The following is a 13,643-nucleotide window of genomic DNA, read 5'->3' on the forward strand; positions in this document are numbered from 1 at the left end:
CGCCCATTTATGGACGGTTAGTTATGAAACATTCCTTCTCTCCCCGAAATGGGTGATTAATGGGATGTCGTTCAATATTGCCGTAGTTCTTGCGTCGGTGACGTGAACAGTGAGTCCACATGGATCACCTCGACGACAAGGATCACCTGGACGACAAGAACCACCTGGACGACAAGAATCACCGAAGCCTTCTGGGCGCGGACTGCCGAATCCTTTCGGCGTTCCATGCCCGCGGCCGTGACCCACGCGTCGCCTCCGCCGCGCGAGCCCTCTCCCGGGCGGGCGAACACGGCGCGCTGTGGCTGGCGGCGGGTCTCGTGGGAGCCGGCGTGGACGGTGGGCGGCGAGGAGCCTGGTTGCGGGGGACGGCGCTCACGGCGGGCGCGCACCTCGTCAGCATGGGTGTGAAAAGGGTGGTGCGCCGACCGCGCCCGGCACATGTCGAGCCCCGCGTGCGCACTGCCGGCCGGCACTCCTTCCCGAGCTCCCACGCGACCTCCGCGGCGGCGGCCGCCGTCGCCTACGGGGCGCTCGGCGCGTACGCGATCCCGCCGCTCGCCGCCGCGATGTGCCTGTCCCGCCTGGTCGTCGGCGTCCACTACCCCTCGGACGTGGCGGCGGGCGCGGCCCTGGGGGTGCTCGCGGCATGCGTCGGGGCGGGCTGGGTGAGGGGAGGGGGCGCCCATGCCTGAGACCGCGCCCTTCACAAGTGCCGCACGCATCAGGCAAGCGGCGCTCCACGAGCAGCGCACGCCCTCACGGCAGGCCGCACCGCCACCCCGTGAAAGCGGCCTAGGCGCCCTGCTGAAAGGTCTCCTCCGGACTGCGCGCCCCAAGCAGTGGGTCAAGAACGTCCTGGTCATCGCGGCCCCGGCCGCCGCCGGCCGGCTCTTCTCGATCCACGCCCTGACCCAACTCGCGCTCGTCTTCGCCCTCTTCACCGCTTGTGCGGCCGCCGTCTACCTGATCAACGACGCCCGCGACGCCGAGGCGGACCGCGCGCACCCCACCAAACGCCGCCGCCCGGTCGCCACCGGCCAGGTGCCCGTGCCCGTCGCCTACGCCGCCGGAGGCGTCCTCGCCGTCCTCGCACCGGCCGCCGCGGCCTGGCTGACCTCGCCCTCTGTCGCGGCGCTGCTCACCGGGTACATCGGCATGCAACTGGCGTACTGCGTCAGCCTCAAGCACGTCCTGGTCGTCGACCTCGCCGTCGTCACGACCGGGTTCCTGATGCGGGCGATGGTCGGCGGCCTCGCGCTCGGGATCCCGCTGTCGCGCTGGTTCCTGATCACGACCGGCTTCGGGGCGCTGTTCATGGTGTCGGCCAAGCGCTACTCCGAGGCCGTGCAGATGGCCGGGAAGGCGGGCGCCACGCGCGCGTTGCTCACCGAGTACACCACCGGCTACCTGCGCTTCGTCTGGCAGTTGGCGGCCGGGGTCGCTGTCCTCGGGTACTGCCTGTGGGCCATGGAGGAGGGCGGCGACCCGCACGCCGACGTGCTGCCCTGGCGACAGCTGTCGACGGTCGCCTTCATCCTCGCGATCCTGCGCTACGCCGTCTTCGCCGACCGCGGCGCGGCGGGCGAACCCGAGGACGTCGTCCTGCGCGACCGCGCGCTCGCCCTCATCGGTGGGGTGTGGCTGGCGATGTACGGGATGGCGGTGGCCAATTGGTAGGCACGCGCGCGTGGAGCCATCGCGAACCCCCGCCCCCGACCCGGACCCCGCACACGGGCCCGGCAGGAGATCACCGCGCATCACCACCCGCACCACCACCCGCACCCCCGCTCACCGGCCCGAGAACCACCCGCGCCGAACTCCTCGGCTTCGCCACCGTCGGCCTCCTCGCCTACGCCGTGGACCTCGCCCTCTTCACCTGTCTCCGCGGCCCCGCCGCCCTCGGCCCCCTCACCGCCAAGGCCCTTTCCTTCGTCGCCGGATGCGCGGTCGCCTACGCCGGGAACGCCCTCGGTACCTACCGCCACACGCGGCCGAGGGGCCTGCGCCCCTGTGCCGTCTTCGTCGCGGTGAACGTCGCCGGGGCGGCCGTACAACTGCTGTGCCTCACCGTGAGCCACTACGGCCTCGGACTCACCTCCCAGCGTGCGGACACCGTCTCCGGGGCCGTAATCGGCATGGCGCTGGCTACTGTCGTGCGGTTTTGGGGCACTCGGACATTGGTCTTCCGCACGGAGGGCAGAGTCGGATCATGGACTGGCTGAAGAAACTTCCCGGTGTCGGGTCCGCGGTGACCCGGCTGATGGCCACGCACGCGTGGCGGTCGTACGAGCGCATGGACCGGGTGAAGTGGACACGGCTGGCCGCCGCGATGACCTTCATCAGCTTCATCGCGCTCTTCCCGTTGCTGACGCTGTCCGCCGCGATCGCCGCCGCGACGCTCAGCCAGAAGCAGCAGAACAAGCTGGAGGACAAGCTCGCCGACCAGGTGCCCGGCATCTCCGACCAGCTCGACATCGACGCCCTGGTCCAGAACGCCGGCACCGTCGGTCTCATCGCCGGCGCCGTCCTGCTGTTCACCGGCATCAGCTGGGTCGGCTCCATGCGGGAGTGTCTGCGCGCGGTGTGGGAGCTCCCCGACGAGGAGGAGAACCCCGTCCTGCGCAAGGCCAAGGACGCGGGCATCCTGGTCGGCCTCGGCGGCGCCCTGCTCGTGACGATCGCGGCCTCCACGGTCGCCTCCGCCATGGTCGGCTGGATCACCCGGCAGCTCGGCATCGACGAGGGCGGCTGGGGCGGGATCCTGCTGCGCATCGCCGCGTTCCTCGTCGCCGTACTCGCCGGCTTCCTGGTCCTGCTGTACGTCCTGACCCTGCTGCCCGGCGTCGAGCCGCCGCGCCGTCGGCTGCTGGTGGCCGCGCTGATCGGCGCGATCGGGTTCGAACTGCTGAAGCTGCTGCTGAGCGGCTATATGCAGGGCGTGGCCACGAAGAGCATGTACGGCGCGTTCGGCGTGCCGGTCGCCCTGCTGCTGTGGATCAACTTCACGTCGAAGCTGGTGGTGTTCTGCGCCGCCTGGACGGCGACGCAGGGCAAGGACACCGAACTCGCCGACGCGTCCGAGGACTCAGGCGACGAGCCCGGAAAATCGGCTGACGAGCCCGAGGAACCGGCCGACGGCGGCTCTGCGGGCTCTAGGGGCTCCGGGGGTTCTGCCGACGGGTCCCATGAACGGGCCAGCCAGTCCCAGGAGGCCGCCGACGAGTCCCAGAAATCTGCCGCCGACGCGTCCGAGAAACGCGACGTCAGGAACGACCCCGACGACGCACCAGGTCGGGCAGCGGCCACCGGCGGTTGATCAGGAACGCGCCCGCGGCGAGCAGCACCAGCACCCCGCCGGCGATCCCGATCGCGACGCCGATGCCGGTCGAGCCGCCCGCAGTCGAGGCACCCACCGCCGGCTTCGAGGATCCCTGGCCGTCCCCGGTGCCACCGGCCTCCCCGGAGTCGTTCGCACCGGGCTGCGCGCTGGCCTGCGCCGCGCTCTTCGGCGGCACCAGCTCACCCACCGGCTGGACCTTGCCGGCCGCCTTGAAGCCCCAGTCGAAAAGCCTCGCGGTCTCCTTGTAGACCTCGTTGTGCTCGCTCTTCTCCGGGTTCATGACCGTGACGAGCAGCACCTTCCCGCCCCGCTCGGCCACGCCGGTGAAGGTGGCACCCGCGTTCGTGGTGTTGCCGTTCTTGACGCCGGCGATGCCCTGGTAGACGGGGACGTCGCTGTCGCCGGCCAGCAGCCGGTTGGTGTTCTGGATCTCGAAGGTCTCGCGGACCGACTTGCCCTTCTTGTTCTTCTTCGTCTCGCCCGGGAACTTGGCCGTGACGGTCGAGCAGTACTCGCGGAAGTCCTTCTTCTGCAGCCCGGAGCGAGCGATCAGGGTGAGGTCGTACGCCGACGAGACCTGGCCCGGTTCGTCGTAGCCGTCGGGCGACATCGCGTGCGTGTCGAGGGCCTGCAGTTCCTCGGCGTGCTCGTTCATCTCCTTGACGGTGTTCTCGATGCCCTTGTTCATCTTCGACAGGACGTGCACGGCGTCGTTGCCGGAGCGCAGGAAGACCCCGAGCCACAGGTCGTGGACGGAGTACGTCTCGCCCTCCTTTATCCCGACCATGCTGGAGCCGGAACCGACGTCCGCCAGATCGGACGGGACGACCTTGTGCTCCATGGTCTTCGGGAACTTCGGCAGCACCGTGTCGGCGAACAGCATCTTCATGGTGCTCGCGGGCGCCAGCCGCCAGTGCGCGTTGTGCGCGGCGAGCACCTCGCCGGACTCGGCGTCGGCGACGACCCAGGAGCGGGCGGTCAGGTCCTTGGGCAGGACTGGGACGCCGCTCGCCAGATTCACCTGCGTGCCGGGCCGCCCGAGCCGCTCGCCGCCCACGGTCGACATGTTCGCCGGGGGAGTGGCCGACGGGCTCGTACTCGGTGACGGCTTGGGAGCCGCGTGGGAGACGGGCGCGGTCAGTGCGAGGGACGACAGGACGGCGGAGGTGACCAGCAGGGATCGCCTGGCGGTCTTCTTGGGTGCGGGCACGACCGAGAACGTACATGCCGTTCCCATGGAAGTCCCGCGTCCGCCCCCACCCCGCTCGGAGAACCGGACACGCGACGGTGATACTGAACCTATGAAGCTCAGCCGCCCCGTCTCCTGGTTCCTGCTCGCCTTCGGGGTGTGGAGCTGGGTCATCTGGGTCACTTTCGTCAAAAACCTGATCAAGGACAGCAGCGGGCTCGCGTTCGACGACGGACATCCGACGGCGTACTTCTGGGTGCATCTGCTGCTGGCTGTCGTCTCCTTCGTATTGGGGACGGTCGTCGGGGTCATCGGGTTGCGTGGCGTGCGCGCATTGCGCCGGACGACATAGGAACTCGGCCAGAGCGCCGGGCGTTCACTCAGCACGCAAGGGAAAGGGAACGTCGGCGTGGTCATCGTCTTCGTGCTTGTCGCACTGCTCGTGCTGTCCGTCCTGGTGGCGGGCAACTGGTGGCTGTGGCGTCGGCTGTTCCGCGACACGACACGCGGGCCCGGGTTCGTGCGCCGCCTCGGCGTGGCGGTGATCGCCGGCGGCTGGGCGCTGACGATCGGGGCCTTGGTGGCCGAACGTGGGGGCGCGCCCTTCTGGCTCCAGCAGGTCCTCGCCTGGCCGGGCTTCCTGTGGCTGGCCCTGTCGATATACCTGCTGCTGGGTGTGGCGGCGGGTGAGGTGGTACGACCCCTGCTGCGGCGATGGCTCGAACGACGGGCGGGCGCCGTGGAAGCCGTACGGGACCCGGAGCCGGTGCCGGAGGAAGTGACGGCGGCCGCATCCCCTGCCACGGCATCCCTCGCTTCAACCGCCCCGACGTCCGCCGCGACTGCCGTCACCACCCCCGCCCCGGTGTCCGGCACGACGTCCGTCACCAAGTCGCCCCCGGCGCCCGCGCCCGACGAGGCGTCGCCCTCCACCTCCACCTCCACTCCCACCCCTGACTCCACCGACCCGTCCCGCCCCCTCGCCGCCCCCACCCGCCGTCTCTTCGTCTCCCGGGTCGTCGCCGGTGCCGCAGCCGCGGCCGCCGTCGGCACGGTCGGCTACGGCACGTACGGCGTGCTGCGCGGTCCGAAGGTGAAGCGGGTCACCGTCCCGCTGGCCAAGCTCCCGCGCGCGGCGCACGGTTACCGGATCGCGGTCGTCAGCGACGTCCACCTGGGCCCGGTCCTGGGCCGGGGCTTCGCCCAGAAGGTCGTCGACACGATCAACGGCACCCAGCCCGACCTCATCGCGGTGGTCGGCGACCTGGTGGACGGCAGTGTGAAGGACCTCGGCCCGGCGGCGGCCCCGCTCGCCCAGCTCCGGGCGAGACATGGCGCGTTCTTCGTCACCGGCAACCACGAGTACTTCTCGGGAGCCGGGCAGTGGGTCGACGAGGTACGCCGCCTGGGCCTGCGCCCCCTGGAGAACGCCCGCACCGAACTGCCCCACTTCGACCTGGCCGGTGTCAACGACATCGCCGGCGAGAGCGAGGGACAGGGCCCCGACTTCGCCAAGGCCCTCGGCGACCGGGACAAGGCACGCGCGTGCGTGCTGCTCGCCCATCAGCCGGTCCAGATCCACGACGCCGTCGACCACGGCGTCGACCTCCAGCTCTCCGGCCACACCCACGGCGGCCAGCTCTGGCCCGGCAACTTCATCGCGGACCTGGCGAACCCGACCCTGGCCGGCCTGGAGCGTTACGGCGACACCCAGTTGTATGTCAGCCGGGGTGCGGGTGCCTGGGGTCCGCCGACGCGCGTGGGCGCCGAGTCGGACATCACGGTGATCGAGCTGGCGTCCCGTCAGGCCTGACGGGACGCGGGGCGGGCACGGGACCTCAGGTTGGACGGCGCGGGGGCCGCGGGGCGCGGGCCTCGTGCTTGACCGCGCGGGGCAGGGCGCGAGCGCCAGGCTTGACGGCCCGGGGCCGATACCGGCCCCCCGACTGGCCGCGCGGGCGAGACCGGTCCCCCCGACTGGCCGCGCGGCCGCGCTGGCCCATATCTGTGAACAGCCTGTGAAACCTGCTGGAAACGCCCGTAGGTAAGTTCTTTCCCATGTCGCCCGAATCCCCTTCCCCCTGTTGAAACGCGTGTGATTAGGTGTGCGCGCCACTAAGGGGAGTGGCGCATCCATTGCTCATGCGGGGCCCGTCGAGGGCCGGGGAGAGGGCACACCCATGCGTTCGGTTCGCATGCGGATTCTCGCGACGCTGCTGGTGCTTGCAGCCGTGGGAGCGGGCGGCTGGCAGTTGTTGTCATCCGGCGACGACCAGAACAGGACCATCACGGTCGGCACGACGGACGCCGTCACGTCGCTCGACCCGGCCGGCGCCTACGACGCCGGTTCCTGGGCGCTGTTCAACAACGTCTTCCAGTCGCTGCTGACCTTCGAGTCGGGCGGGTCCACACCCGTGCCGGACGCGGCCCGGAGCTGCGGCTTCGTCGGTACGAACCTGAGCACCTACCGGTGCGAGCTGCGCGACGGTCTCACCTTCCCCAGCGGGCGCGTCATGACCGCGCAGGACGTCAAGTACTCCTTCGACCGGGTCAAGCGGATCAAGTCGAACGTCGGCCCGTCCTCCCTGCTGGACACCCTCGCATCGGTGAGCGTGAGCGGACGTGCGGTCACCTTCCATCTGTCCTCGCCCGACGCCACGTTCCCGCTGAAGGTGGCCACCGGGGCGGGCTCCATCGTCGACCGGGAGAAGTATCCGGCCAACGCGCTGCGCACCGACAACGCTGTCGACGGCACCGGCCCGTACACCCTGACCGCGTACACGAAGGACGAGAACGCCGTCCTCGCCCCCAACGCGCACTACAAGGGCGCCCTCAACGGCAGCGGCAGCCCCGTCGAACTGCGCTACTACTCGGACGCCGACGCCCTCGAGAGCGCCTGGAAGGCGAAGCGGATCGACGTCGCCACCCGCACGCTGCCGCCCGAGGTCCTCGCCGGCCTGAACGCCGCCGACCCGGGCCAGCGCGTCTCCGAGGCCGACAGCTCCGAGATCCGCAACCTGTACTTCAACACCCGCAAGGGCTCGCCCCTGCACGACGTCCGGGTCCGGCAGGCCATGGCTTGGCTGATCGACCGCGAGCGGCTGGCGGCCACCGTGTACAAGGGGACCGTCGACCCGCTGTACTCGCTCATCCCGACCGGCATCACCGGCCATACGACGTCGTTCTTCGACGCGTATCCCAAGCTCAGCACCGCCAAGGCGCGCGCCCTGCTCACCGAGGCCGGCGTCAGCCTGCCCGTCCGCTTCACCTACGGCTACGCCACCGGCCGCGGTGCCGCGAGCACCGAGGAGGCCGCGGAGCTCAAGCGGCAGTTGGAAGCCGGCGGGCTGTTCAAGGTGACGGTCAAGGGCTACGAGTGGACCGACTTCCAGAAGCGCTGGGCGGGCGGCAAGCTCGACGCGTACGCCGTCGGCTGGGTCGCCGACTTCCCCGACCCGGACACCTACGGCGGCCCGCTCGTCGGTACCACCGGCACCATGAACACCGGCTACAGCGACAAGACCGTGGACCGACTGATCACGGCCAGCCAGCAGTACGCCGACCGCAGCGAGGCCACACAGGACTTCCGTTCGGTGCAGGAGGCCGTCGCCCGTGATGTCCCGGTGCTCCCGCTGTGGCAGGCCAAGGAGTACGTCGTCACCAGCGAGGACGTCGGCGGCGGCCAGTACCTCTCGGACGGCACCGGTGTCTTCCGCCTCTGGCGTCTCACCTGGATCTGACGCGATCTCGCGGCTTTGACATTCCCTGCGGTGATGCCAGGGTGCCGCCCGGCCCTGCACCATGTGGTGACAGTGTGCGCGGGGTGAGGAGCAAACGTGTTGAGACGCAACGCCTTTCGGCTGCCCCGGCACCCGGCGTCGGTCGGTCTCGCCCGGCGCCGGGTCCGGGACCACCTGGCCGACTGGGGGCACGGACCGCGGGACTCGGCGCTGGAGGACGCGGTGCTGCTCGTCTCGGAGCTGGCCACCAACGTCGTACGCCATGGCCCTCTCCTGGAGCGCGAGTTCGAGGTCGCCGTGACCGCGCTCGCCGACGGTTCGTGCCTGATCGAGGTGTCGGACGAGGGCCGGCTGGAGCCCCGGTTGCGGGTGGTGGAGGAGTGGGAGGAGACCGGCCGCGGCCTGCACCTGGTGGAGCATCTGGCCACGGTGTGGGGGGTGTGGAACCGGGGGCGACATGGGAAGACGGTCTGGGCGCTGATACTCGCCGGCGCCTCCGCCGACAGTTGAGCCGCGGCGAACTCGTCACGACCGCAGAGCGAAGCCGCTACGACCGTGAGGCTGCCCCCGTCGCTACGACCGTGAGGACGCCCCCTTCGGCTACGACCGTGATCCCGCCCCCGCCCCCGTCGGCAGCGTCACCGTCACCGCCACCCCCTCACCCGGCGCCGTCCGCACCGCCACCTCCCCGCCGTGCGCCTCCACCACCCCCTGCACGATCGCCATCCCCAGCCCGCTGCCCGCGCCCCCGCCGGCCCGGAAGAACCGGTCGAAGACACGGGCCGCGTCCTCCTCGCACAGCCCCGGCCCCTTGTCCTCGACGCACAGCCGCACGACCCCGTCCGCCCGCTCCACCCCCAGCCGCACCGGCACATCGGCGGGCGTGTGCGTACGTACGTTGCTCAGCAGGTTGCCCAGCACCTGGCGCAGCCCCGACTCGTCGGCCCGCACGAGCAGCGTGCCGTCCGCGCCGACCGTGATGGGCCGCTCCGGCTGCTGCACCCGCAGGTCCTCGGCGGCGTCGCGCACCAGGCGGCTCAGGTCGACGTTGCGGAAGCGCAGTTCGGGCCGCTGGTCGAGGCGGGCGAGGGTGAGCAGCTCGTCGACGAGGCGGCCCATGCGGTCGACCTCGCCGTTCATCCGGTCCCAGGCCCGCTTGCGCTCGGCCGGTTCCGTCAGCATCCCCTTGTCGTACAGCTGGAGGTAGCCGCGTATCGCGGACAGCGGGGTGCGCAGTTCGTGCGAGGCGTCGCCGACGAAGCGGCGCAGCTGGGCCGCGCTGCGCTCGCGCGTGCGGTACGCCGACTCCACTTGGTGGAGCATGGAGTTGAGGGCGACCCGGAGCTGCTCGACCTCCAGCGTCGGGTCGCGGCTGGAGGGGACGCGCCGGGTCAGATCGCCCTCGGCGATCGCCGACGAGGTCTCCACCATGTCCTCCAGCGGCCGCATCCGGCGGCGCACGCTCAGCATGGTCACGCAGCCCAGCAGCGCCAGCAGCAGCGTGCCGACGGCCAGGTCCATCCTCAGCGCCTTGCCCATGCCCTCGTGCAGGCCCTCGGTCGGGACGGCGATCAGCACGACGGTGCCGTCCGACAGCCGGGCGCCGACCATCCGGTAGCGGTCCCCCTCGACGCGTACGTCCCGCGGCTCCTCGGCGGCGGAGAGGGCGAGCGGGTCCTTGGCCGCGGCGGCGAGCGCGTGCTGGCGGGGTGTCGGCTCCAGCGGGCCCAGAGCCACCGGCCGCCCGCCGGAGTCGACCGCGACGTAGACCATGGAAGGGCTCGGCAGCGGATCCGTGTCCGTTTCGCCGCTGCCGGTGAACTTGTCCATCGCGACGCCCAGTTCGCTCAGCGACTCGATCTGCCGCAGGGTGAACCCGGCGTTCCCCAGCGTGGTGCGCGCGCTCTTCAGTTCGCTGTCGACCTTGTCGAGCAGGTAGAACCGCGCGGTCATCAGGCTGACCGCGGTCGCGACGACGATGCCGACGGCCAGCAGCGCCACGTTCGCCAGCGTCAGCTTGCCGCGCAGCGAGTGGATGCCTCGCCGGCGGCAGACGTCGAGGATCCTCAAGGCCCTCATGCCAGCCCGTATCCGACCCCGCGCCGTGTGGTGATCACCGGCGGTCCCAGGGCGTCCAGCTTGCGCCGCAGATAGCTGATGTAGGTCTCGACGACCGTCGACTCGGGCGGGGCGTGCTCGTACTGCCAGACGTGGCGCAGGAGTTGCTCCTTGGGCACGATCCGGCCGCCGTTGCGCACCAGGAAGCGCAGCAACGCGTACTCGGTGGGGGTGAGTTCGACGGTGCGGCCCGCGCGGCGCACCGAGTACGTCGTCTCGTCCAGCTCCAGGTCGCCGTATCTGAGGGGCGGGCGCTGCGGCAGCACGTCGGCCGGGCGGGTGCGGCGCAGTACGGCCGTGATCCGGGCGATGACCACGTCGACGTCGAACGGCTTGGTGATGTAGTCGTCGCCGAAGCCGAGGGCGCCGACGATCTCGGCGGGCGAGTCGCGCGCGGTGAGGAAGACGAGTGCCAGACCGGGGCGCCGCTCGCGCAGTTCACGGCCGAGGGCGCGGCCGTCGCCGTCCGGGAGCATGACGTCGAGCAGCGCCACGTCGGGTCGGGTGCGCTCGGCGAGGGCGAGCGCCTCGCGGACCGTGCCCGCGATCATGACCTCGAAGCGGTGGTAGCGCAGCGCGATGGCGAGGACGTCCGCGATGCTCTCCTCGTCCTCCACGACCAGCACGGTGCCAGAAGCCGTCGTCATGCCCCCAGTATCGGCGGGGCCACTGACAGTCGGGTGGGCCGGCCGCTTTGGAGTTCCTTGAGAGTCCGCTTTGGAGTTCCTTGAGAGTCATGGCCGTCGTCTGCCACGCGCGCGCGGCGCCGCCAATCCTGTTGCCAGGACCTGGGGGACCGACCGAACCGAATAAGGAGCGTTGAGCGTGGCGGCATTGGCACGGTGGTGCTATCGGCACCGGCTGGTGGTCCTGTTGCTGTGGGTGGGGGCACTGTTCGGCCTGGGCGCGGCGAGTTCGGCCGCGGGCACGAACTACGCGAACGTCTTCTCCCTCCCGAACACGGACTCCACGACCGCGTACGACCTGATGGAGAAGGCCTTCCCGGAGCGCGCGGGCGACACCGACACGGTGGTGTGGAAGGTGGGCGAGGGGAGCGTGCGGGACGAGTCCGTACGGTCCCGGATCGCGCCCGCGCTGGAGGAGATCGGGCGGATGAAGGGGGTCGGCGAGGTCACCGACCCGTACGCGGAGCAAGGGGCCGCGCAGATCAGTCGGGACGGGCGGATCGCGTACGCCCAGATCACGTTCACCGAGCAGGCGAACGGCATCCCCAAGGAGCTGATCGAGGACGTCGTCGACACGGCGCAGGCCGCCGAACGCGACGGCCTCCAGGTCGAACTGGGCGGCCAGGCCATCGCCCGCACCCAGGAGCCCCCGCAGGGCACGGCGGAGGCGGTCGGCATCCTGGCGGCCGCGGTCGTGCTGTTCCTGGCCTTCGGCTCGCTCTTCGCGATGCTGCTGCCGATCGTCGTGGCGATCGCCGGCGTCGGCACCGGCCTGATCGGGACGATGCTGCTCAGCCATGTCACGGACGTGCCCGAAGTCGCCCCGCTGCTCGGCTCGCTGATCGGCCTCGGCGTCGGCATCGACTACGCCCTGTTCATCGTCACCCGGCACCGGCGCGGCATCCTGCGCGGCATGAAGCCGCAGGAGGCGGCCGTGACCGCCCTCAACACCTCCGGCCGAGCGGTGCTGTTCGCGGGCGGCACGGTGTGCATCGCGCTCGCCGGAATGCTGGTGATGAACATGCGGTTCCTGGACGGCGTGGTCGTCGCGACCTCGCTCACCGTCGTGCTGAGCGTGCTGGCCGCGATCACTCTGCTGCCGGCCCTCCTCGGGCTGCTCGGCATGCGGGTGCTCAGCCGCCGGCAGCGACGCCGGCTCGCAGCGACGGGACCGGAGCCCGCGGAGGAGAGCGGCCTGGCGGCGCGCTGGTCGTCGTACGTCCAAAGGCACCCGCGCCCGGTCGCCGCCATGGCCGTCGTCGTCATGGCGGCCCTCGCGATCCCGGTGCTGTCGCTCCGCCTCGGCGCCACCGACCAGGGCAACCACCAGGAGTCGCAGACCACCCGCCAGGCCTACGACCTGCTCGCCGAGGGCTTCGGCCCCGGTTTCAACGGCCCGCTCCAGGTGGTCGTCGAGGGTGAGGCCCCCGCCGGTCTCGTCGACGGCATCAAGTCGACCGAGGGCGTCGCCCAGGTGGCCGCCGTCCCGCCCGCGAACGGCGTCACGGTCATCCAGGTCGTGCCGACCACCTCACCCCAGTCCGAGCAGACGGACCAGCTCATCGACCGCCTGCGCGACGACGTGATCCCGCAGTCGGGCGCCGAGGCCCATGTGGGCGGGGTGACGGCGGTCTTCAAGGACTTCGCCTCCGTCACCGGTGACCGACTGCCGTACTTCATCGCGACGATCATCGCGCTCGGCTTCCTGCTCCTGCTGGTGGCCTTCCGCTCGTTGGTCGTGCCCCTCACGGCCGCGCTGATGAACCTCATCGCGGCGGCCGCGTCCTTCGGCGTCCTGGTGGCGATCTTCCAGTGGGGCTGGGGCACCGAGCTGATCGGCGTCGGCAAGGAAGGCCCGATCACGTCGTTCCTGCCGGTCATCATGCTGTCCCTGCTGTTCGGCCTCTCCATGGACTACCAGGTGTTCCTGGTGAGCCGGATGCACGAGGAGTGGGTGCACACCAAGGACAACGCGCGCGCGGTGCGCGTCGGCCTCGCGGAGACCAGCCGGGTCATCAACTCCGCCGCCCTGATCATGATCTGCGTGTTCAGCGCGTTCGTGCTGAGCGGCGACATGGAGGGCGCGATGGCGGGCATCGGCCTCGCGGCCGCCGTCGCCCTGGACGCGTTCATCCTGCGCACGGCCCTGGTGCCGGCCGCGATGCACATGCTCGGCAACGCGAACTGGTGGCTGCCGGACTGGCTGGAGAAGCGGCTGCCGCACCTCGCGGTCGAGCCGAAGGAGGAGCCGGTGGCCGAGGAGGCCGAGGAGGCCGAGCCGGTCGTCGCGGGCCGGACGTCGGTCGTGCACGGCTTCGTCCGCACCGTCGACGGCGAGCCGGTCGACGGCGCGGCGGTGACGCTGCTGACCAAGGGCGGGCGCCGGCTGGACCGGGTGATGTCCCTGGCCGACGGCTCGTACATCGTCTCGGTGCCGGCGCCGGGAACGTATCTGCTGGCGACGGCCGCCGAGTCGTACGGGTCCCGGGCCGGGCAGGTCGTCGTGACGGACGGGCCGCTCGTGTACGACGTCGAGCTGGCCGAGGGTGAGGTGGACGCCGTCAACTGAC

12 protein-coding genes are annotated in these 13,643 nt (G+C 71.0%); 9 read left to right on the top strand and 3 right to left on the bottom strand.

Going from position 1 to position 13,643, the window contains the following annotated elements:
• Positions 1 to 119 precede the first annotated feature (119 nt).
• Genes ABD932_RS24990 through ABD932_RS25005 form a run of 4 tightly spaced genes read left to right on the top strand, consistent with a single transcriptional unit; the run spans position 120 to position 3,316 of the window.
• Positions 120 to 692 carry a phosphatase PAP2 family protein gene (locus ABD932_RS24990; RefSeq protein WP_345015753.1) on the top strand — a complete coding sequence of 191 codons (573 nt, stop codon included), beginning with the start codon at positions 120 to 122 and terminating at the stop codon, positions 690 to 692.
• Positions 685 to 1,677, top strand: coding sequence for a decaprenyl-phosphate phosphoribosyltransferase (locus tag ABD932_RS24995; RefSeq protein ID WP_345015754.1), 993 nt, complete (start codon positions 685 to 687; stop codon positions 1,675 to 1,677). The genes ABD932_RS24990 and ABD932_RS24995 overlap by 8 nt, the downstream gene beginning before the upstream one ends.
• Positions 1,671 to 2,222 (top strand): GtrA family protein, encoded by a 552-nt coding sequence (locus ABD932_RS25000; protein WP_345015755.1) that lies wholly within the window; start codon positions 1,671 to 1,673, stop codon positions 2,220 to 2,222. Before ABD932_RS24995 ends, ABD932_RS25000 begins: the two co-directional genes overlap by 7 nt.
• On the top strand, positions 2,210 to 3,316 hold the full coding sequence (locus tag ABD932_RS25005; protein ID WP_345015756.1) for a YihY/virulence factor BrkB family protein: 1,107 nt from the start codon (positions 2,210 to 2,212) through the stop codon (positions 3,314 to 3,316). Before ABD932_RS25000 ends, ABD932_RS25005 begins: the two co-directional genes overlap by 13 nt.
• Here ABD932_RS25005 and ABD932_RS25010 read toward each other — a convergent pair.
• Positions 3,264 to 4,550 carry a D-alanyl-D-alanine carboxypeptidase family protein gene (locus tag ABD932_RS25010; protein ID WP_345015757.1) on the bottom strand — a complete coding sequence of 429 codons (1,287 nt, stop codon included), beginning with the start codon at positions 4,548 to 4,550 and terminating at the stop codon, positions 3,264 to 3,266. The genes ABD932_RS25005 and ABD932_RS25010 overlap by 53 nt on opposite strands.
• Before the next feature lie 91 nt (positions 4,551 to 4,641).
• Between ABD932_RS25010 and ABD932_RS25015 the strand changes: the two genes are divergently transcribed.
• From ABD932_RS25015 to ABD932_RS25030, 4 genes are all read left to right on the top strand, one after another.
• Positions 4,642 to 4,881: an SCO4848 family membrane protein gene (locus ABD932_RS25015; RefSeq protein WP_093905493.1), complete on the top strand. Its 240-nt coding sequence runs from the start codon at positions 4,642 to 4,644 to the stop codon at positions 4,879 to 4,881.
• Between the two features lie 57 nt (positions 4,882 to 4,938).
• Positions 4,939 to 6,342, top strand: coding sequence for a metallophosphoesterase (locus ABD932_RS25020; RefSeq protein WP_345015758.1), 1,404 nt, complete (start codon positions 4,939 to 4,941; stop codon positions 6,340 to 6,342).
• 367 nt (positions 6,343 to 6,709) lie between these two features.
• Entirely contained in the window at positions 6,710 to 8,269 is a 1,560-nt protein-coding gene (locus tag ABD932_RS25025) for an ABC transporter substrate-binding protein (RefSeq protein WP_345015759.1), read from the top strand.
• A gap of 96 nt (positions 8,270 to 8,365) precedes the next feature.
• Positions 8,366 to 8,779: an ATP-binding protein gene (locus ABD932_RS25030; protein WP_345015760.1), complete on the top strand. Its 414-nt coding sequence runs from the start codon at positions 8,366 to 8,368 to the stop codon at positions 8,777 to 8,779.
• Between the two features lie 90 nt (positions 8,780 to 8,869).
• Here the strand turns inward: ABD932_RS25030 and ABD932_RS25035 are convergent, their stop codons facing one another.
• Together ABD932_RS25035 and ABD932_RS25040 are read right to left on the bottom strand one after the other, a co-directional pair.
• Entirely contained in the window at positions 8,870 to 10,348 is a 1,479-nt protein-coding gene (locus tag ABD932_RS25035; protein ID WP_345015761.1) for a sensor histidine kinase, read from the bottom strand.
• Positions 10,345 to 11,034: a response regulator transcription factor gene (locus tag ABD932_RS25040; protein WP_345015763.1), complete on the bottom strand. Its 690-nt coding sequence runs from the start codon at positions 11,032 to 11,034 to the stop codon at positions 10,345 to 10,347. Before ABD932_RS25040 ends, ABD932_RS25035 begins: the two co-directional genes overlap by 4 nt.
• Before the next feature lie 187 nt (positions 11,035 to 11,221).
• Between ABD932_RS25040 and ABD932_RS25045 the strand changes: the two genes are divergently transcribed.
• Positions 11,222 to 13,642 (top strand): MMPL family transporter, encoded by a 2,421-nt coding sequence (locus ABD932_RS25045; protein ID WP_345016390.1) that lies wholly within the window; start codon positions 11,222 to 11,224, stop codon positions 13,640 to 13,642.
• The last annotated feature ends 1 nt before the right edge of the window (position 13,643 follow it).

It is taken from the genome of Streptomyces shaanxiensis (assembly GCF_039537145.1).
In the GTDB taxonomy this organism is placed as follows: domain Bacteria; phylum Actinomycetota; class Actinomycetes; order Streptomycetales; family Streptomycetaceae; genus Streptomyces; species Streptomyces shaanxiensis.

Coding starts and splice junctions, on each gene's coding strand:
- ABD932_RS24990 (WP_345015753.1), top strand. CDS start 120: ATGGATCACCTCGACGACAAGGATCACCTGGACGACAAGAACCACCTG.
- ABD932_RS24995 (WP_345015754.1), top strand. CDS start 685: ATGCCTGAGACCGCGCCCTTCACAAGTGCCGCACGCATCAGGCAAGCG.
- ABD932_RS25005 (WP_345015756.1), top strand. CDS start 2,210: ATGGACTGGCTGAAGAAACTTCCCGGTGTCGGGTCCGCGGTGACCCGG.
- ABD932_RS25015 (WP_093905493.1), top strand. CDS start 4,642: ATGAAGCTCAGCCGCCCCGTCTCCTGGTTCCTGCTCGCCTTCGGGGTG.
- ABD932_RS25025 (WP_345015759.1), top strand. CDS start 6,710: ATGCGTTCGGTTCGCATGCGGATTCTCGCGACGCTGCTGGTGCTTGCA.
- ABD932_RS25035 (WP_345015761.1), bottom strand. CDS start 10,348: ATGAGGGCCTTGAGGATCCTCGACGTCTGCCGCCGGCGAGGCATCCAC.
- ABD932_RS25040 (WP_345015763.1), bottom strand. CDS start 11,034: ATGACGACGGCTTCTGGCACCGTGCTGGTCGTGGAGGACGAGGAGAGC.